The 20939-nt window shown below is 67.8% G+C and carries 13 protein-coding genes; 10 read left to right on the top strand and 3 right to left on the bottom strand.

The features are described 5' to 3' along the window. The first annotated feature begins 57 nt into the window (after positions 1-57). The 9 genes from ACWMMN_RS25420 to ACWMMN_RS25380 all read left to right on the top strand — a co-directional run bounded on the left by ACWMMN_RS25420 (position 58) and on the right by ACWMMN_RS25380 (position 13510). Positions 58-2280, top strand: coding sequence for a GNVR domain-containing protein (locus tag ACWMMN_RS25420; protein WP_340625047.1), 2223 nt, complete (start codon positions 58-60; stop codon positions 2278-2280). Positions 2281-2322: 42 nt separating this feature from the next. Further along, positions 2323-3504 (top strand): glycosyltransferase, encoded by a 1182-nt coding sequence (locus tag ACWMMN_RS25415; RefSeq protein ID WP_059236965.1) that lies wholly within the window; start codon positions 2323-2325, stop codon positions 3502-3504. Between the two features lie 11 nt (positions 3505-3515). After that, positions 3516-4949: a DUF6418 domain-containing protein gene (locus ACWMMN_RS25410; protein ID WP_342704678.1), complete on the top strand. Its 1434-nt coding sequence runs from the start codon at positions 3516-3518 to the stop codon at positions 4947-4949. Continuing rightward, a complete protein-coding gene (locus ACWMMN_RS25405) occupies positions 4946-6184 on the top strand; it encodes a hypothetical protein (RefSeq protein WP_486423283.1) in 1239 nt (412 codons plus the stop codon). Before ACWMMN_RS25410 ends, ACWMMN_RS25405 begins: the two co-directional genes overlap by 4 nt. Positions 6185-6249: 65 nt before the next feature. Further along, entirely contained in the window at positions 6250-7458 is a 1209-nt protein-coding gene (locus ACWMMN_RS25400) for a glycosyltransferase (protein ID WP_196486626.1), read from the top strand. 314 nt (positions 7459-7772) lie between these two features. After that, a complete protein-coding gene (locus tag ACWMMN_RS25395; protein WP_486423282.1) occupies positions 7773-9467 on the top strand; it encodes an alpha/beta hydrolase in 1695 nt (564 codons plus the stop codon). Between the two features lie 112 nt (positions 9468-9579). After that, the gene (locus ACWMMN_RS25390; RefSeq protein ID WP_256086473.1) at positions 9580-10746 is read left to right on the top strand and encodes an acyltransferase family protein; all 1167 of its coding nucleotides are present in this window, start codon (positions 9580-9582) and stop codon (positions 10744-10746) included. A gap of 163 nt (positions 10747-10909) precedes the next feature. After that, positions 10910-12124, top strand: coding sequence for a glycosyltransferase family 4 protein (locus tag ACWMMN_RS25385; RefSeq protein ID WP_059236953.1), 1215 nt, complete (start codon positions 10910-10912; stop codon positions 12122-12124). A 96-nt stretch (positions 12125-12220) separates the two neighbouring features. After that, a complete protein-coding gene (locus ACWMMN_RS25380) occupies positions 12221-13510 on the top strand; it encodes a glycoside hydrolase family 71/99 protein (protein ID WP_486423281.1) in 1290 nt (429 codons plus the stop codon). Positions 13511-13543: 33 nt separating this feature from the next. On the opposite strand, the gene ACWMMN_RS25375 is transcribed toward ACWMMN_RS25380, so the two are convergent. Next, positions 13544-15109, bottom strand: coding sequence for a mannose-1-phosphate guanylyltransferase/mannose-6-phosphate isomerase (locus ACWMMN_RS25375; protein WP_486423280.1), 1566 nt, complete (start codon positions 15107-15109; stop codon positions 13544-13546). Beyond that, a complete protein-coding gene (locus ACWMMN_RS25370) occupies positions 15106-15690 on the bottom strand; it encodes a GNAT family protein (RefSeq protein WP_486424098.1) in 585 nt (194 codons plus the stop codon). Before ACWMMN_RS25370 ends, ACWMMN_RS25375 begins: the two co-directional genes overlap by 4 nt. A 1340-nt stretch (positions 15691-17030) precedes the next feature. Here ACWMMN_RS25370 and ACWMMN_RS25365 point away from each other — a divergent pair. Next, positions 17031-18422, top strand: a complete 1392-nt coding sequence (locus ACWMMN_RS25365) for a sigma-54 dependent transcriptional regulator (protein WP_174991824.1) — start codon at positions 17031-17033, stop codon at positions 18420-18422. Between the two features lie 40 nt (positions 18423-18462). Here ACWMMN_RS25365 and ACWMMN_RS25360 read toward each other — a convergent pair whose 3' ends face one another. Then, positions 18463-20916 carry a glycoside hydrolase family 2 protein gene (locus ACWMMN_RS25360; RefSeq protein WP_486423279.1) on the bottom strand — a complete coding sequence of 818 codons (2454 nt, stop codon included), beginning with the start codon at positions 20914-20916 and terminating at the stop codon, positions 18463-18465. Positions 20917-20939: the final 23 nt, after the last annotated feature.

Raw genomic sequence — 20939 nt, 5'->3', positions numbered from 1 at the left:
AACCAACACGCGCGTAAAGCGGCGAAGCCAGCCGGATCTTCCATTCTGGAGTTCAGCATGAAGATGGACCGACCTGCATTGACCGGACACCAGAACGAACCGAAACAGGCTGCCGGGCCTGCGACGCGGTTGTCGCCGATCGATTTGCTGGAGAACGTGCTCGACCACGGTCGCCTCTTCGTCGCCGTGTTCGCGGCCTGCCTGCTGCTGGCGATCGTCTATGCGGTCGCGGCAACGCCGGTGTATTCGGCCGACACGCTGATCCAGATCGAGGAGAACAAGGCCAGCGCGCTGGGCTCGCTGTCGTCGATCTCGAAGGCGCTCGACATCCAGAATTCGGCCGTGGTCGGCGAAATCGACATCGTCCGCTCGCGCGCGGTCGTCATGGACGCAATGAACGCGACGGCCGCACAGGCCGAAGTGTCGGTCGAGAGCCGGTTTCCGCTCGTGGGCGGCCTCATCGGGGCGTTCATGCCGAAGGACGCGAACGGGCTCGTCGACGCGCCGCTCGGGATGTCGTCGTGGGCATGGGGCGGCGAGCGCCTCGAGTTCCGCACGTTCGAGGTTCCGCCTGCGCAGATCGGCAAGCCGCTGACGTTCGACTATCTCGACGGCAACCGGTTTCGGCTGACGGATCGCAGCGGCCAGGAAGTGCTGAGCGGCGCGGTCGGCGTGCCGGCCGCAAGCAACGGCTATCGCGTCGACGTGGCGCGGATCGTCGCGCGCCCCGGCGCGACATTCCGTGTGCGGCGCATCGCCACCGACGTGCGGCTCGAAGCCATCCTGAAGAAACTCGGCGTGACCGAGACGAAGCGGCAGTCGGGCATCATGCAGCTGAGTTTCGAGGACGCCGATCCGGACTTTGCCGCGCGCATGCTCAATGCGATCGCGGCCGCCTACCTGAACTTCAACGCGAGACGCCGCGCCGACGATGCCGAGCGCAGTCTCAAGTTCCTCAACGCACAGCTGCCGATCGTGAAGGCACGGCTGCAGCAGGCCGAGCAGGCGCTGAACGCGTTTCGCAACCAGCAGGGGTCGATCGACGCGCAGGGCGACATCCGGCTGCTCGTCGAGCAGCTGGCTTTCGTCGACAAGTCGCGGCTCGAGACCAAGCTCGCGTACCAGGACCTGTTGTCGAAGTACGTGCCGGGACAACCGCAGGTCGTGGCGGCGGCCAACAAGCTGAAGGAACTCGACAAGCAGGCCGCGGTGCTGAAGGACAAGGCTGCGCGCCTGCCGTCGCAGCAGCAGACGTACCTGCGGCTGGCGCGCGACGTCGAGGTCAACAATCAGCTCTATGTCGGGCTGCTGAACAACACGCAGCAGTTGCAGATCGCGGAAGCCGGTACGGTCGGCAACGCGTCGATCGTCGACAAGGCGGTCGTCAGCGACAAGCCGGTCCGGCCGAAGCGCCTGGTCGCGATCCTCGCCGGTGCGGTGATCGGACTGATGCTGGGCTTTCTCGCGGCGCAGGGCCGTGCATTGCTGGCCGGGCGCATTCGCGATCCGCATGACCTGGAAGCGGCGCTGGGCATCCCGATGCTCGGCATTCTCCCGAATTCGCGCCGCCAGGCGGACGCGGATGCGAACCGCACGCCGGCCTTCATCGCGACGAAGGAGCCAGCCGACGAGCCGCTGGCCGACGCGATGGACAGCCTGGCGCTGACGTTGCGGCACCGGCTGGCGGCGTATGGCGGCGACGCGAAGGTCGTGCTGGTGTCGTCCGCGTCGCCCGCGCAGGGCAAGTCGATGATTGCCGCGAATCTCGCGTACCTGTATGCCGAGAAGGGGCTCAGGACGGTGATCGTGGATGCCAACCTGCGCGCACCGGCGCTGCATCGCTATCTGCCGGTCACGGCGACGAAAGGCCTGTCGGACGTACTGAAGGGCGCGCTGCCGGCCGACGAGGCGATCACTCGCGTCGCCGGCCAGCTCGATGCGCTGTCGGCCGGATCGCCGGGCGCGTCAACGCGCAACCTGTTCGACCTCGCGCGTCTGGACAAGCTGGCCGCGTCGTTGCGGAGCCAATACGACATGGTCGTCGTGGATGCGCCGTCCGCGCTGCCGGTGGCCGATCTCGCCGCCTTGTCGCGCGTCTCCGACATGACGCTGCTGGTGGCGCGCCAGGGTTCGGCGAGCGCGGCCGGCGTGACGGACGCGCTCGACAGCCTCGGCAAGATCGGCGTGCGCATCGACGGACTGGTGTTCAACGGCTTCGTGCCGTCGCCGCTGCGCGGCGTTCGCCGGATCGGCGCCGGCTTCGCAGCGGCGCGCGCCTGATCGCACGGAGGATTCGATGCAATTGGGCAAGGAGCGCAGCGCATGAGCAATTCGATGGCAGGCAAGGGCGGGTTGCGGCGCGCGTCGCACGCGGTGCGGGTCGTGTGGTTTCTCGGGCCGCGCCCGGTGAGCTGGAACGGCGTCATGCGATACAGCCTCAAATGCATCGACTTCATTCCGGCAATGGCGGGATTCGACGTGGAGCCGGTCGATATTCCGGCCGAGCCGCGTTCGTTCCGGCGCTACTGGACGCAGTTCGTGCTGTACCCGCTGCGCGCGGTCGCGGCGGCGCGTGCCGGGCACTTCGTCATGCTGTATCAGGAGGACCTGGCCTTCATGATTCCGCTGATCCGCTGGGCGGGCGGCCGGGTCGGCATCGTGCTGCATCACGTGCAGCGTCCGGGGCAGGTGCGCGGCGTGGTCGAGAAGCTGAAGAACGCGTACATGAGGCTCACGCAGTCGCTGATCGCGACCGCGGACGTCGTGCTCGCGCCCTCGGACGTGACGGCGCAGGAAGCGCTGGCGGACCTTCGCCTGCGCGCCGACCGGATCCAGGTCGTGCCCAATGCGTTCGACGATCGCTATGCGCCGGCTGACGCTGCCGTGCGCGAACGGGCGCGCGCGACGCTGCTGGCACGCTTCGGCATCCGTATCGACGACGCGCTGGTCGTGCTGAACGTCGGTTCCGACGAAACGCGCAAGAACAACGCGACGCTGTTTCGCGCGCTGGCGTCGCTCGGGCGCAAGGACGTGATGGTGCTGCGGGTGGGCAGCGCGCAAAACCAGACCAACCGCGACGAATGCCGGGACATTGCCGCCCAGGCGGGAATCGCCGCCCATTTCGTCGAGAACGTCGGCGACGAGGATCTCGGCTATTTCTTCCAGGCCTCGGACCTGTACGTGTCGCCGACGCTGCACGAAGGCTTCGGCCGCACGGTGATCGAAGCGCAGTTCGTCGGCGTTCCCGTGGTCGCGTCGGATCTGCCGGTGTACCGCTACACGATGGGCGAGTCGTTCGTGGCCGTCGCCGACGCGATGGATGCCGCCGAATGGGGCCGGCAGATCGAACGCGTCGCGGGCGACCCGTCGCTGCGGGACGCGCTGGTGAGCGCCGGGCGGGTCAACGCCCAGCGCTTCTCGTCGCGCGCGGTCAGCGCGCAACTGCACGGTGCGCTCGACCGGGCCGTGCATGAGCGGCCGCGCGCGGGCCGGGCGCAAGCGTGAAAGAGGCGGCGATGCGAGCGAGGCAAGCCGACGGCCGCGCGGCGGCGGTGACGGGATTGACCGTGGCGACGCTGTTCGCGCTCGCGCTGACACTCAACGCGATGCTGCCGGCGCTTGGCGCGATGGCGCCGAGCGCGACCTGCACGTTGCTGGTGGCGGTGGCGGGCGTGATCGCGCTGATCGTCGCGCGCCCGGTGTTCGCGGTGTCGGCGCTCTACACGCTGGTGATCGGGTTGACCGCATTCGTCGCCGGCGTGGGGATCGAATCCGGCGGATTCCTGCGGGAAACGGACATCTTCGGCGTCGCGAACGGCGCGTTCAGCCGGCTGCTGTCGTTCTACGTGATTTTCGTCGCATGTGCGCTGTTCGCATTCGGCCGGTTTCTGAACGAGCGCGCCGTGCACGAACCGATCCGCGCGCGGATGACGCGCGTGCCGGTCAGCCTCGCGCTCGGGTTCGGGCTGGTCGGCGCGATCCTCGCGACGGGCGTGCTGGCGGGCCTGACGGGCGGCTTCGCGGTGCTGAGCGGCGTCAACCGCTACGCGCTGCGCAACGACGCGTCGAACAGCACGCTGTTCAACCTGTTCCTGAACAACCAGACGTTCGTCGCCGTGCTGCTCGGCACCTTCTGCACGAGCACGAACAAGACGGTGCGATCGGTGTCCGTCGGCATGATCGTCGCCGATCTGGTGCTCGAGGCGTTGCACGGCGAGCAGTTCATGGCCGTACTGCATGTGTGCCTGACCTTTCTGATCCCGTTTATCGCCATCCATGCGATGAACGGCAAGCCGGTAATGCGCTATCTGGGGATCGGCTCGGTCATCGCGCTCGTGATCGGCAGCGTGTCCGTGTTCTACGCGTACCGGGGGCAGGGGCTGGACATCGCGGAGACGGTGGTGTCGCGATTTCTCGAACAGGGGCAGGCGTGGTACGTGGTGGACGGCGACGCGCACCTGTTCGGCGCGCCGGCGTTCGGGGGCATGGCGGCGTTCGGACGCTTCATCGGTTCGCTGGGCTCGTTCACCGAACCGACCTTCTTCAGCGATGCACCCGTGAGCGGCCTGCGCGACCTGATGCTGTCGTACGGCACGCCCGAGATCCTGAAAGCCTACGTGTTCGACGATGTCACGTTCACGATGGGCAACGTGGCGGTGCCGGTCTACTGGTTCGGCTACGCGGGCGGCGCGCTCTTCGTCGCGTTGACGGGCGCGGTCTACGGCGCGGCGAGCGCGATGCTGATCCAGGTCGCGATGCGCGGCGGGGTCGTGATGCTGTGGCTGACCGCGAAGGTGTTCGCTTACGCGACCTATGCGATCCAGCAAGGCGACTACTGGACGCTGTTCGGCGCGCGCACGTTGTTCTACCTGGCGATCGCACTGATCTGGTGGCATTGCATCGACGCGAGGCGCCAGCGCGCCGGCGCGACGCGGACGGGGACATCTTGAACGCGTTCGTCAGGCTGCTGTTTTCGTCGTTCGCGGGCGTGGTGTGCGAAAAGATCATCGGTGCGCTCGCGGCAATCGCGAGCAATCACCTGTTTGCGAACATCTACGGCGCACGCCTGTTCGGCGAGCTGCAGTTCGCGTTGTCGCTGGCCTACGTGATCGGCAGCGTCGCGCTGATTTTCGGCGCACAGGTGATCCAGCCGATCCTCGGCAAGCACCCGCGCCTGCGGCACATGGTCGTCTACCGCGCGTTCCGCCTGCGGCTCACGCTGACGCTGACCGTGATGCTGCTGTTCATGGGCGTCGTGGTGATCGTCATGCGACCGTCGAGCGTGTCCGAACTCACGCTGATCGCGGCTTTCGCGTTGATCGTGGAGCCGATCGCGCTCGGTTCGCTGATGGCCTATGCCGAATCCAGGCCGTGGGTCATCACGCGGGCGCGGGCCTATGCAAGCTGTGTCCGCGTGCTGTGGCTGTACGTCGCGGCACACGCGTCGATGGGCGTGATCGTCGCCGCGTTCGCGTGGCCGCTCGAGGCATGCGTGGCGGCCGCGGCACCGTTCAGCCGCTATCGCGCGCTGGCGTTGAAGTCGCCGAAATCGTTTCGCGGCAGCGCGGCCGTCACGAAAGCGCTGGTCGTGCGCGGGCTGCGGATCTGGCCGGCCATTGCGGCCAGCGTGCTGGTATTGCGGATGGACCGGTTGTTGCTCGGCGTGCTGGTCTCCAAGGCCGATCTCGGCATTTACGCGTCGGCGGCGTCGCTGGTCGAGCAGTGGAATTCGGTCGGCACGACGTTGGCGCTGGCATTGGCGCCGAGCATGGTCTTTTCGGCGCGGACCGAGTCGCTCGTGCGTGCCAAGGCGTTGAAGCTCGGCCTGTATCTCGGCCTCGTCGGCTGCGTCGCATGGGTCGGCAGCTATTTCGTCGGCCGCAAGGTATTCCTGATGATCTACGGGCCGGCATTCGTGCAGGGCGTGCCGATCATGATCTACGCGACCGGCTGCGCGATCGCCACGTTCGTCGACGCGGGGCTGAGCACGTGGCTGCTGGCCGTGCGCCGCTACCGGCTCATCATGATCAAGCAGGTGCTGATCGTCGCGGCGATCGTCGCCGCGCCGTTCGTCATGCCGCGCACGCTGGTGATGTATGCGCCTTCGACGGGCATCGCGGTATCGCTCGTCGCGTTCTGGTGCGTGGTGCTCGGGAATCTCGTCTTCAACCGGGCGCGGCCGTGAGCAGCCGGGCCGGTGCGGGCGGGGAATGGAATCGGGAAAGTTTCGGATCGACGGGGAGGCCACTCGTGAAAAGCCGGGTGCTGATGGTGATGACGCGGGACATTCCGCAAGACGTATCGAACGGGCGGGAGCGCACGCTGAGCTTCATCCGCCAGGCAATCGGCGACCACATGGACGTGACCGAATTCAAGATCCGGTCGGTGTTCGAGGACGGCGGCTGGCGCGCAAAGGTCGGCGCGGCGGTGCGGGTCGGATGGAGCGTGTTGCGCGGCGCGCCGTGCGCGCTTCAGGTGGCGATGTTCTCGCACCCGAGCAAGCGGGCGGCGCTGCTTCGCGCCGTCGACGCGTTCAAGCCGGACGTGATCTATTTCGACGGCATCCGGCTCGTGGACTACGCGATCCTGGTTCGGCGCAGCGTGCCTGGCTGCCGGATCGTCGTGGATTTCGACGACCTGATGTCGCGCCGCGCGAACATCCTGCGCGAACAGGATTTTCCGTTGTCGGCCGGGTATCTGGAAAAGTCGATTCCGCGGCCGTTCGTCAGGCTCGCCAACGCGAGGCTGGTCCGCAACGCATTCCTGGGCTATGAAGCGTTCGCGCTGAAGCGGCAGGAGCGTGCGGCGATCGGGTCGTCGCATGCCGTCACGCTCGTTTCCACGGAAGACGCGCATGCGCTGCGGCAGTCCCTCACGCGCGACGAAGCCATGAAGACGCACGTGATCGCGCCGCCGATGAATGCGCTGATGCCGATGCGGTATCCGGCGGCGCCGTTCCGGTTCGTCTTCATCGGTTCGGACCGCCAGTTGCAGAACCGGCTCGCGATCGAGTACCTGGTGGCGCTGTGGGCGCGTGTCAGGCCGGCCACGCCGCTGGTGATCTACGGGCGCATGGCCGGCCGCTACGCAGCCGTTCCGAACGTCGAATTCGCCGGGTTCGCGCCGACGCAGGCCGATGTCTACACCGGGTGCTCGATTGCGTTGTGCCCCGCATTCCTGCGCGGCGGCATCAAGTCGAAGGTACTGGAAGCCGTGTCGTACGGTTGCGTGCCGGTCGGAAACGAAGCCGCCTTCGAGGGGCTCGGGTTCCACGACGACGCGCTGGCGATGAGCGAATCGCGACTCGAGCGGCTCGTGGCCGAGCCGGCCGCGGAGCTGGATCGGGTCGTGGCAGCGGCGACGCGCTTCGCCGCGTACTGCGAGCAGCATTTCAGCATGCCGGTATTCGATCGCCGGTGGCGCGCGCTGATCGCGCCGCCGGCAGGCAGCCCGTCGTGACGGGCGGCGCAACGGACAGGAGGGCCTCGATGGCGTGATCCGAACGGCTCGCGGCCGGCCGGCTTCCGGACCTTGCATGTGCAGCGGGGATGCCGGAAAGAGGAAAGGCTTCCGCGAGCGATTTGCCGTCCTGCGGCCGATCGATTCAGCAGTCCGGCCGAAGGACGCCGTACCCATTCTTCACCGATACCTAATAGAAAATGAGACCGATCATATTTGGCGGACGGTTCGGATGGCTGCATCCGGGCAACGGGACGCGGGGCGTCGTCCTGTGCAACGCTTACGGGCACGAATCCGTCTGGAGTCACGGCGGCATGCGGAACCTGGCGGACCGCCTGTCCGCGAGCGGGATGCCGGTGCTGCGTTTCGATTACCGCGGCACGGGCGATTCCGCCGGGGCGGACGGCGCGAGCGACCAGTTCGAGACGGCCGTCGACGACGTGTGCGCAGCCATCGCGCAATTGCGCGAGGCAACCGGCGTGACGCGGGTGACGCTGTGCGGCCTGCGCCTGGGCGCGGCATTCGCGCTGCTTGCGGCGAACTCGCGCGACGTCGATCAGCTCGTGTTGCTGGCGCCGGTGGCCAGCGGGCGCAGCTACGTGCGCGAGCTGTCGATCATGCGCAATATCTGGCTCGACCAGCTGGCCGCGCCATTGCGCGCGGCCCAGCCGAAAGACGCGCCGTTCAACGTGCTCGGACAGGTCTACAGTGCGGCGTTCCGGACGCGGCTCAATGCGTTCGACGCCGTCGACGCGTTGAAGGACGGCGCAGGCGCGCCGGCCTCGGGAACGCTGATCGTCGACGTGACGGCCGGCGCCAGCGAACCGCTGCAGAAGCGGCTCCAGGCGCTGGGCGGTACTGTCGAGCAACGGTCTTTCGACGGCTATGCGGCGTTCATGCAGGAAACGACTTTCTCGAGCATGCCGACGCGCGTTTTCGACGCGGTCGTCGACTGGATCGCGGCCACCGGGGGCCAGCACGACCCGGCGCCGCGCGCCGCGTCGAACCTGGACTGGGATGCTGGCCTGATGCTCCGGACGCCGGAAGCCTGCGAACGGCCGGTCCGGTTCGGCGTCGCCGGCCTGTTCGGCATCCTGTGCACACCGCACGCGTTGCACGACCGTGGGCCGGTGCTGCTGATCACGAACACGTCGGCGAGTCCGCATGTCGGCGACAGCCGGCTGTCGGTGCGGATCGCCCGCGAGCTCGCGCGCCGCGGCATCGCATCGCTGCGGTTCGACGGGCGCGGGATCGGCGACAGTGCGCCGGTGCGCGGCGGCAGTGCGCCGGAAGACGCGCTTCAGCCGGTCTATTCGAGTGCCGTCGTCGAGGATGTCGCGACGGCTGCCCACTGGTTGAAGGAGCAGGGGTACCGGCAGGTCGTGTCCTTCGGCATCTGCTCGGGCGCGTACAGTGCGCTGCGTGCGGCGCTCGTGGGGCGGGCGCTGTCGGGCGTCATCTCGGTGAACCTGCAGCGTTTCCACATGCCCGACGGCATCTCGACCGACGCACTGCGCCAGCACCGCCCCAATTCGATGGCCGGGTACCGGTCGTCGTTCTTCGAACTGAAGAAATGGAAGCAGGTGCTGAGCGGCGACCGGAAGATCATGCCGTTCGTCCGGCTGGTGCTGAAGCGCATGGCGATGCTGGTGTCGGTCCGCACCGGCGCGTGGCGGCGCCGGATCGCCGGATGGTCGTGCGCGGAGACGATGCCGGTCGATCCGCATGACATCCTGCGTACCTTGCAGCGCAAGGAGGTAAGCACGCTGTTCGTCTGCGGCGGATTCGACAGCAGCCTCGACCTGATGACGATGTATTTCGGCCCGCGCGGAAAGCGGCTGTCGCGCTTCGCCGGTGCGCGCGCCGTCGTGCTCGACGATCTCGATCACAGCCTCTTCAGCGCGCATGCTGTCGAGGCCGTGGTCGGGTTGTGCAGCGAATTCGTCAAGGGGCTCGACGCGCGTCGTGCGACGACGGGGAGGATCGTCAACGCGGAATCGCCCGCGTGATCCGGGGCAGGCGGGGCTGTGTCAGATGTCGCACAGTCGGCGCGCAGGGGCGGTGATACGGTAACTCGCCTGTCTTCTGGCGAACCCGCCCGGCCTCTGCGCGACCCTTACGATGCCCTCCGAAAACACCGGACGTCTTGACCATATCGACGCGATGCGCGCCGTCGCGGTCCTGCTCGTCATCTGGACGCACTACGCCGAACGGTTCGTGGCGCTGGCGGGCGCCCAGCAGTGGCTCGACACGCTGCAGCGCTCCGTCAACTTCGGACGGATCGGCGTGGTGGTCTTTTTCGGCATCAGCGGCCTGCTGATTCCGGTCAGCCTGCGCGGCCCCGCCGGACCCGGCACGCGGCGCTTCCTGATCCGCCGCTTCCTGCGCTTGTATCCGGCATTCTGGCTGTCCATTCCGGTGGGCTGCGTCGTCTTCTGGACGTTGTTCGGCAAGCCGGTGAGCGCGGCGTTGCTGGTTGCCAATGCCACGATGATCCCGACCGCGTTCGGGCAGGAGCCGGTGATGGGCCATTACTGGACGCTCGAAACGGAACTGTATTTCTACGGGCTCTGCCTCGTGCTGTTCTGGTGGGGCGGGCTGCACCGGATGCGCGATCTCGCGCTCGCCTGCATCGCGCTGTGCGCGGTGTTCGTGATCACGCTCGGGTTGCGCGTTTTTCCCGAGAACACGCTGGGCCAGTACAAGGCGATGCCTTACCACCTTGCGATCATGTTCTGGGGCGCGTGTTTTCGTCAGGCCTACGACCGTCCGTTCGAAACGGTGCGCGTGACAGGGCGGCGCGGCGGACACGGCGGCGTCGCGTTGACGTACCGGTCCGTCGCGGGCCTGCTGACGGCGATGCTTGTCGGCGTTGCGCTCGCCGGCGCTGCCAGCGACTGGCGGCATCGCAACATGGCTCATCTGCCGTCGTCGCTGGCGTATGTGGCCGGCATCGCGATCTTCGTGACGATGGCGACGGTATTGAAAATCCGCCTGCGCGTGATGGCGAAGCTGGGCGAGGTCAGTTATTCGATTTACCTGTTTCATGCGATCCCGCTGTTCGGGTTTTACTGGCTGTGCGAACACTACCGATGGACCGGGTGGCCGCTGGGCGTCTACATGATCGTTCCCGTCGTGCCGTTGATCGCATTGTCGTATGCAAGCTACCGGTATTGCGAAGCGCCCTGTGTGCGGCTCGCGCACCGCCTGACTGCGTCGCGGCAACGCGGCGACCTGCCGGCCGGCAATCGTCCGGTCAACGCGACGCAAGACCCGGTCCGCAACTGACCGGCCCGGACGATCGACGGCTTGAAACGGCAATCCCGGGTTGCCGACATGAATGGAATGGACCGTACGGAATGCAAATGATGATGACGAATGCGATGGTGGTTGACGGTTGCGGCGGCATGCCTCGATGCCGGATTGTTGAACCTGCGTTCGGGATGCCGAATTGAACGGCTTCCCGTCGACCGGTTCCCGCGCGGAAACGACGCGCATCGTCGTGATCAACGACTACGCGAGAAAGGGCGGCGCGGAGGAGGTCTACCAGACTTCCATCGAAGTGCTGCGCAACATGCCGGACGTCGACGTGTACTCGTTCGACGAGACGAATTTCCCGCCGGGCGAAGGCTCGCTCACGCGCGGCTGGAACCGGGCCGCGGCGAGTGCGCTGGCGACGTTGCTCGACGAAGTGCGTCCGCATCGCGTTCTCGTGCACAACTACCACAATCTGCTGACGCAATCGATCCTGCCGGTACTCGCGCGGCGGCGCCGCGAGCAGGGCTTCCGCACGTATCTCACGTGCCACGACTACCATCTGGTCTTTTACAACCCGAATCTGCTGGCCTATCGCAACGGGCAACCGGTGCCCGTCCCGGTCGATGCGCTGTCGAATCCGGCGCGGCTGTTCGCGCTTGCGAGCCCGCGCGGGCGTCTCTACGACACGGTGAAGAAGCTGCACTGGCATGCCGTGTACGCGTACTGCAATCCGCGAAACGTATTCGACCTGTTCCTGTGCCCGAGTCCCTACATGCGCACGGCGCTGGCGCAGCGAGGCATCACGAAAAGCGCATTGTTGCCGAACCCGGTGAGCACGCTGGCCGAGCCGTTTCCGCCGCGCGTATGCGATCGCGAACGGTTCGATCTGGCCTACGTGGGGCGCCTCGATGCGGAGAAGGGTATCCACGAGTTCATCGAACTGGCGCGCCAGACGGATTTCCGTCGTATCGGCAGCCTGACGCTCTACGGCGACGGGACGCAGCGCGCGCAGCTCGAAACGCGCCACCAGGATCTGGTGCAGGCCGGCCGGCTGCGCTTTGCGGGCCGGCTCGGCCACGGCGAGCTGTTTCATGCGCTGCGCGCTCACGATGCGCTGGTGCTGCCGTCCGTCTGGGCCGAGAACGCGCCGCTCGTGGTGGTCGAGGCCGCCACGCTGGGGTTGCCGGTGCTCGCGCACGAAATCGGCAGCCTGGCGACGTTCGGCAGCGAGATCGGCAACAAGATCCTGTACCGGAATTCGCCGGCCGGCCTGACGAGCGCGCTCGGCGAGTTGAACCGTCACTTGCGCACCGCCGGCCGGCACTACGATTGTTCGGCCTACACAACGTCGCGCTACGCGGCGCAGCTTGCGTCGTGGCTGGGGCTCGGCGGGCACCCTGGCCGCTAGGGCGCGACGCGGAGGCGTCGCATCGGACAAGGCCAGCACGACCATACGGGCCGCGCGCGCGCCGCGCGGCCGCGATACTCACGCAAGAGGAATGTCATGCGGGCATTGAGACGCATCGCGGCGGTGGCGCTGGGCGCACTGGCGTTGTCGGCCGGTCGCGGCTATGGCCATGACAGCGGGCGGGTGGCGGCGATCGCGCCGGCCAATACGTCCGGCAGCCGCGATTTCAAGGGATCGTCGAACGGGCTGCTCGCCGGCACGTCGTCGATATCGAAAGTCGACGTGCATACGTTGCTGTATCCGGGCAGCACGACGCAGGTGCTGGCCCACTACCTGCCGTGGTGGGGCCCCGACCCGCGCGGCGTGAACGTCGGCTATCGATCCGACGATCCGCACCAGGCCTTCCGTACCTTCGCCGACATGCGTTCGAGAGGCATCGACGGTGTGATCGTCGACTGGTACGGCGAGGGGCATTTCGTCGACACGGCCTGGCGGGCGTCCGTGCCCGAACTGGCGAAGTTTCCCGGGATGACGTTCTCGATCATGATCGACAGCGGCTCCTTCAAGTTCAATGCGTGCCGCGGCTGCGACCTGACCGGGACGATCCTGCACAACCTGGCGTACATCAGCCGCGAATACTTCACGTCGGATCAGTATCTGCGTTACGACGGCCATCCGGTCGTGTCCGAGTTCGGGATGGATGCGGTCGGGAAGGCCGACTGGGCGCGCATTCACGCGGCGTACCCCGACATCTACTGGATTCATACGCTCGCGCAAGGCTTCGACCTTCCGTACAGCAAGGGCGCGTATGTCTGGGCGCAACCGTCGTCGTGGGCCACGCCGCAAGCCACCGGCACGCGGCACGACCTGCTGTATCGCGAGCGTTTCTACACCATCGCGCGCAACCAGCCGCCCGGGACGATTACGGTCGGTGGCGCGTGGAGCGGGTTCGACGATACGAAGGCATCGTGGGGCGCCGCGGCGCCGCGATTTCTTGCGCCATCGTGCGGCCGGACCTGGCTCGACACGTTCAGGAGCATCAACGAGCGCTACAGCGTGCGGCAGCAGCTGCCGTTCGTCCAGCTGATCACGTGGAACGACTACGAGGAGGGCAGCGCGCTCGAAACCGGCATCGCCAGTTGCACCGCGATCGACGCGCAGCCGGTGGGCGCGAGCGTGACCGTCCGGATCACCCATCCGGACACCGTGGACCATCTCGAGCTGTACGAGCAGGTCGGCGACGCGACGTTCAGGCTGGCGGGCCGCTATCCGGCCGATGCGACGAGCCTCCCGCTTCCGGACGGCCGCGCGGGTACCTATTTCATCAAGGCGGTAGGCAAACCGTTCATCGAGAACGTCGTGTCGGCGGCGATCGTCGCGCGCTGACGCACGCGGGGCCTGCGGGCGCCGGCCGCGCGGTCAGCGCGCATCGTTCGCCGTCGGCAGCGCGAGCGCGGGCGGCGTCGGCGCATCCGGTTCCGGCGGTGCGCAGGTCGGCCGGCCATACTGGTCGTCGAAGCGGACGATATCGTCTTCGCCGAGATAGTCGCCCGATTGCACCTCGATGATTTCGAGCGGAATCCGGCCGGGGTTCTCGAGACGATGCACTTCGCCGACCGCGATATACGTCGACTCGTTCTCGCAGAGCAGGAACGTCTCGTTGCCGCGCGTCACCTTCGCGGTGCCGCGCACGACGATCCAGTGCTCGGCGCGGTGATAGTGCATTTGCAGCGACAGCCGCTTGCCGGGCTCGACGACGATCCGCTTCACCTGGAAGCGCTCGCCGAGATCGATCGAATCGTAATGACCCCACGGCCGTTGCACCTTGCGGTGCTCGCTCGCCTGCGGGCGCCGGTCGGTCTTCAGGCGCGCGACGATGTTCTTCACGCGCTGCACGTCGTGCTTGTTCGCGACCAGCACCGCATCGGGCGTCTCGATCACCACGACATCCCTCATCCCGACGCAGGCGACGAGGCGGCCCTCCGAGCGCACGAGGCTGTCCTGCGTGTCCTCGAACACGATCGGGCCGCGTGCGACGTTGCCGTGATCGTCCTTCGGCATGATTTCCCAGATCGCGTCCCACGTGCCGACGTCCGACCAGCCGGCCGCGAGCGGCACCACGATGCCTTCGATGCCGAGTTCGCCGTGCTCCGCGAGGCGCTCCATCACCGCGTAGTCGATCGAATCCGACGGGCACGCGTCGAAGGCCGCCGAATCGATCCGGAAGAACGGATCGTCGGCGACACCCGCGCGCCAGGCCGCTTCGCAGGCCGCGTGGATATCCGGTGCGAGCGCACCGATCGCCGTCAGCCAGACCGAGGCGCGCGTGACGAAGATCCCGCTGTTCCACCAGTAGTCGCCCGATTGCAGGTAGCGCTCGGCGAGCACCGCGTCGGGTTTTTCGACGAAACGCCCGATCGCGTAGCCGCCTTGGCCGCCGTGGCTGCCGGTGCGCGGCTCGCCGACCTGGATGTAGCCGTAGCCGGTCTCCGCGCGACGCGGCAGCACGCCGAGCGTGACGATCGCGCCTTCCTGCGCGTAACGTGCCGCGCGTGCGATCGCGTCCTGAAACGCACCGACGTCGACGATCACGTGATCGGCCGGCATCACCGCGAGCACCGGATCGTCCGCGAGGGCGCTCGCGTCGAGTGCGGCAAGCGTCAATGCGGGCGCGGTGTTGCGCGCGGCCGGTTCGAGCAGGATGCGGGCCGGCGCCGAGCGGCCGAGCACCTGCTCCGCGCTCATGAAGCGATGCTGCTCGCCGCACACCAGCAGCAGCGTGTCGCCGAGCGATGCATTGGTGATGCCGTTCAGGCGGCGCGCGGTCGCCGACAGCGGCGACTCGTTCGAGATCAGCTCGATCAGCTGCTTCGGATACTGCTCGCGCGACAGCGGCCACAGCCGCGTGCCGGAGCCGCCGGCGAGGATCACCGGCAGGATGCTCGGCAGATCGGGTTCGGGAACCGGGCGAAGGGTGCGGGTCATCGGTTGGCTCCGGTATCGGCGGGCAGCCGGCTGTGAGCGCGCCCGTCCGCATGCGTGTCGTCGCTGCGCGAGCGCGAGGCCGACACGGCCCGGGACAGCAGGTGGCGCAGTGTGCCGGCCGCGCGGTCGGCCGACCGGACCAGGCCGATGAACGGCGCACCCTGTTCGAGATACGGGCCGTAGGCCTTGCGGAAACCGAAACGCTTGTAGAACGCCTGACGCGGCGCGGGGACGTGCGTGCGCACGGCGGTGTCCGGCCACGCGGCCTGCGCGGCCGCGAGCGCGCGTCCGATCAGCCGCTCGAGCGTGTCGTCGTCGCGACAGTGCTCGCTCGTCAGTACCTTGTCGATCACGACGTCCGGATCGATGTCGTCGCCGGGCAGGATGCGCGCGTAGGCCGCGACTTCCGTCGTGTCGCCGTCGCGCACGCTCGCATAGACATGCAGCGCGCCTGCGTCCTTGCCGTCGATGTCGAGATGCGTGTGCGCGTCCTCGACCACCAGCACGGCGTTGCGCGCGCGCAGGATTGCATAGAGATCGACGGCGCTCAGATGTTCGAATTCACAACAATGCCATTCCATGATGCGGTCCTCGCGTGATGCCTTCGGCACGCCGCGCCGCACGGACGCGATCGTTCCGTGCTGCGCGGCGATCTTCATCATCCGGCTGCGCGGCGCACCGGTCTGTTCGAAAGCGTACTCACGCTCCGGATCCGCGCTGCCGGCGCGGGATGCGGGGCGATGCGCGCGCCACGGGAGTGGCGCAATGTGCGGTAGCACACATCGTCGAGGCCGGCGCTTTTTCATAATTGATTCATCGTGGCGGCCCGCGGCGATGCACGGCTGGCTGACATCGCATGCGAATGACGCACCCGGGGGCAGGACTTGAAGATTGCGATCGTTCACGACGGACCGGTCGTGCATGACGGTGCCGGCTGTGGCGCTGGCTGCGTTGGCCTCGTCGAATTCCATCGGAACCCTGCGTGCCTGAGCGGCACGTACGTCCTCCATCCACAAGCTGCCGTTCGCGCGCAGATGTGGCCGCAGCAATTTGCCGTTGCTTCCGCTCGCGGCGGGCCCCGCGATCTGACCGGTCACGGCCGCGGGTCGCCGCCGGTGTGCCGGGGCCATGCTGCATTGCGGGAAGCGGCGGCCGGCGCCACCGGTTTCTCGCCGTGCAACGGCAAGTCGCCACAAAATGGCAGGCACGGGCCCGGCATTGCGAGCAGGCGGCGTGCCGCGACGCGGTTGATTACGACGTGTAACGGCCGAGCGTGCCGCATGCCGCTGCGATGCGAGGCGGCGGCCCGGCGGTGCGCGTGATTATGCGGTGCGTGGCATGCGGTGCCGGCCGTTTTCGGGGATTTCGATGAGAATCGCAGGCAATCGGCAGTGCCAATCTTGCGGAAAAGTAGTATTTGCCACTGATTGACGGCAATGGTCGTAGATAATCAAATCTCAGTGATCAAATACGCATGGCGCGGGGTGACCGGTGGTGTAACCGCCTGATTCAGGATTATCTTTTGGTAACAAGACCATCTCGAAACGGGGTGTAAATTCAGGGGCGAATGAAATGGGGCAGTCAATCCGAGTGCGGTTTGGCGGCCATCCGGTTCAGCATCGGGCGCGACTGTCGTGTACGACGCGACGCACATGCGGACGGCATTTCCGTTTGCCGTGGTGTCCTGCCTGACGGCGGGTCGTTTCAAAGCCGGAATGTCGCGACTCCCGCAGCCGCGCATTCCGTTCGAGTTCGATGACAACGAGGCCGGATGACATCCGGCTCGACCTCCGGGGGTTCTCGCCGTGTGCAGTTTCGATCTTCGCCAAGGCTGCGGAAACGCAGCGCGGACAGGTGGCCATGCGCCGCCGGCCGCAGCGCACGCGAACGGTTCGCGGAGTGGAGATAGTGATGGTTCGTTATGAATATGCCAATAACGCGCGATAAGAGCGCCGGCGCGGGGAGCGGTAACGGGCAACGTCCGCTGATCTACTGGACGCAGGCGCCGTCCGTGATGCTGCGAAAAGAACTGTCGCGCCGCGACTGGAAGGTGTCGATCGTCGCGCATGCGAACGAGTTGCGCGACACGTCCGGTGAAATCACCTGCGGCATCCTCGACCTGAGCGGCGGTCATGCCGATGCGATCGGCAGCATCGCGTCGACCTGCGCGTCGATGCGAGACGTCGTCTGGGTGGCGCTCGTGGACGTCGGCCAGACCGCGTCGCCGAACGTGCGCGCGCTGTTGCGCGACTACTGCTTCGACTACGTCACGTTGCCCGCGTCGCACCAGCGGATCGCCGATACGGTCGGCCACGCGTACGGCATGGAATGCCTGTTCGCACGCGATCGCGAGCAGCTCGAATCGGAAGAAAAGGGCATCGTCGGCACCTGCAGCGCGATGCTGCGGCTGTTCGATACGGTGCGGCGTTTCGCGCGCACCGACGCACCGGTGTTCGTGTTCGGCGAAACAGGAACGGGCAAGGAGCTGACGGCCGTCGCGATTCATCGTCATTCGGAGCGGCGCAACGGCCCGTTCGTCGCGGTCAATTGCGGCGCGATTCCGCCGCATCTGCTGCAATCCGAACTGTTCGGCTATGAGCGCGGCGCGTTTACCGGCGCGAATGCGCGCAAGATCGGTTATGTCGAAGCCGCGAACGGCGGCACGCTGTTGCTCGACGAGATCGGCGATCTGCCGCACGAGAGCCAGGCGAGCCTGCTGCGGTTTTTGCAGGAGCGTGCGATCCATCGTCTCGGCGGCAGCGATCCGGTGCCGGTCGACGTCCGGATCGTGTCGGCGACGCACGTCGACCTGCGCGACGCGATGGAGGAAGGGCGTTTTCGTGCCGACCTGTTCCACCGCCTGTGCGTGATGCGCATCGACCAGCCGCCGCTGCGCGCACGCGGCAAGGACATCGAACTGCTCGCGCATCACATGCTCGAGCGCTTCCGCGGCGACGCGCGCCATCGCGTGCGCGGGTTCTCGACGGATGCGATCACGGCACTCTACAAGCACGACTGGCCGGGCAATGTCCGCGAACTGATCAACCGCGTGCGCCGCGCGGTCGTGATGACCGAGGGGCGCCTGATCACCGCGCAGGACCTCGAACTCGAATACTGTCTCGACGCGGCGTCGCCGTCGGTGGCGGACATCCGCAAGTCGATCGAGCGCGAGGCGATCGAAACCGCGTTGCTGCGCACGCGCGGGCGCGTCGCGGCTTCCGCGCGCGAACTCGGCGTGTCGCGCGCAACGCTGTATCGCTGGATGGAGGCGTACGGCATCGAGCGGCCGCGCGGGACGGGCTCGTCCGACTGAGATTCGACGGCGCGACGCTCGCGGGGCTGCGCGCGTCGCGTCAATCCGCCTGCGTGGCGCGCACCGCGCGCGCGGCGTTCACGGCGCGGATGTCCACCGCAGGCGGTACGTTGGCGTCAGCGGCCGGTTGCTTTCCGCCGGTTCCCAGCGGCATGAGCGCGATGCGCGCCGGCATGCCGGGCGCGAGATGGAACCAGTCGTCGCTCGGCATGAAACCCGGTGCGTCGATTTGCACATGGCGCGCAACGTGCCGCGTGTCGATGTCGACGTGCCAGGTATCGCCGGTGCGCGACACGCATGCCTCGATGCCGGGTTCGCGGCGCGCCAGCACGGCCGGATGCGTGCGGGACGGGAAATGGAACGCCTGCGACAGCAGCGTGCCGTCGTCGGCGCGAAGCGTCGCGACGACCGTATCGTGTTCGCAGGGCCCGAAACGGTACGCGTAGGTCCAGTCGAAGAAACGGCCGAGCAACTCGGCCGAGCCGAGCCGCACCGTATCGTGCGCGGCGATCCGCACCGGGCAGCCGGCCCGCGCGACCGGCGTGCGGCCGTCGCGCAGCGCGACCAGCTCGATCGCCGCCGACAGCGGCGCCGGGCGCTCGTTGATCACATGCACGTCGAGCCCGTTCAAGCCTTCGTCGACGAGCAGCACCTGAACCGGCTGCAGCACCTGGCGCAGTGCGTACCACGCCGATTTCGGCCGGTGCGCGGCGTCGATCACGCCCCATCCGGCGCCCGGCATCGCATCCAGGAACTGCCACACGAGTGCGCCGGCGCACCGCGAGCCGGCCCGTCGCCATTCGGAAAACGTCTCGCGCATCAGGTCAGCGATCACCGCGCGCGACAGTTCGAAGTAGCGGGCCGGATCCTCACGCCGCAGCCGGTCGGGCGCAACGTCGTACAGCGTTTGCAGATAGTGGTCGCGGATATCGTCGAAATCCCACGACGTGCCGGGGTCGCGCGGCACGGCCGCCTTCCAGCGCGGCTCGTGCACGCCCGGCCAGCCGAGTTCGGCGAGCGTTGCATCGCACGGTACGTTCGCGAACGCGAGGCATTCGCTCGCGAAGCGCACGTCCGCGCGGCGCGCGTCGTCGAGCGGGCGCAGGTAGGCGCCGACGCCGTAGTAGTGCGACACGCGTTCGCGCGGCGTGAACGGCAGCACGCCGCCGTCGGGCGAATCGGGCACGTACGGGACATCGGGGCGGTGCGAGGCCGCGTGGCCGGCCAGCCGGTCGGCGGTCAGCTCGACGAAGCGCTGCTTCGGCCCGAGCCCCGACATCGCCGCCTGCTGCGCGATCTCGCTGCCGCCGCACAGCACCGCAAGCGACGGCGATGCGCGATGACGCACGAGGAATTGACTCGCTTCGCGATCGATGTCGTCCGCGAACGCGGGATCGTCGAGCGCGTAGTCGAAGTTCGCGAACATGAAGTCTTGCCAGACCAGCAGGCCGAGCCGGTCGCACCACGCATGGAACGCGTCGGCTTCGTAGGTCATCGTGCCGCCAACGCGGATCATGTTGAAGCCGGCGTCGCGCGCGAGCCCGAGCAGGCGGCCGTAAGTTGCGTCGTCCGCGTGCAGCGCGAGCGGCGCGGCGCTGCTCCAGCACGCGCCCCGCGCGAACACGGGCACGCCGTTGATGCGCAGCCCGAAGCCCTTGCCGTCGGCACCGGTGTCGATCTCGATCGTGCGGAAACCCGTCGAGCCGAGCGGCCGGCGTGCGTCGCCGAGATGCAGCGTGACCGCGTAGAGGGCCGGCTCGCCGTGCGTATGCGGCCACCAGCGACGCACGTTCGGTACCGCGACGCTCGCGCGCAGCCGGTCGGCGCCGGCCCGTTCGAGCGTCACGTGATGTTCGCCGCACGACAGCCGCGCGGCGAGCGTGTCGGGCAGCGGTGTGGCGAACGTCAGTTCCGCGTCGAGCCAGCCCGTGTCGCCTTCGACGCGCGCGTGCAGGTTGCAATCGGCGAGAACGGGCCCGTCGGCCGGATCGAGCACGTCGACCGGGCGCCACGGGCCAGCCGGCACATACGGCGGGAACCAGCCGGGCATGTGCCCGAACAGCGACGTGCGGACCGTGCGCAGCGCGGCCGGCTCGGCCAGCCGCGTGCGCCAACGCGCACGGCGCGGCGCGCGCGCGTCGCGCAGGTGCGGCGCGAGTGCGCGGAAACAGAGGGTCAGCCGGTGTGTGCCGTCGAGCGACACGGGGATGTCGTGCGCGACGAACATGCTGTCCGAGCGGAGGAGCGGCGTGTCGTCGAGCCACGCCTGCGCGAGCGTCGCGAGGCCGTGGAAGCGCAGGATGCGCGGCCCGCGCCCGCGCAATTCGATCCGGTACCAGTGGTCGCGCTCGTCGAGCGACCCGGCTTCGTCGAGCCGGCCGGCCAGCGCAAGCGCCTGCGCGACCGTGCCGGGCACCGGCGCCGCGATCCAGCCGCCGTGGTCGGCCGGAAGGTCGCGTGGTGCCTGCAGGGCGCCCGCGGCCGTCGCCAGCATCGACCATGCGGGCAGGGTCCGTG

The organism is Burkholderia cepacia complex sp. TUM26381 (assembly GCF_057439935.1).
The sequence above is the reverse complement of the archived record's forward strand: the minus strand, read 5'-3'. Positions and strand labels throughout refer to the sequence as shown.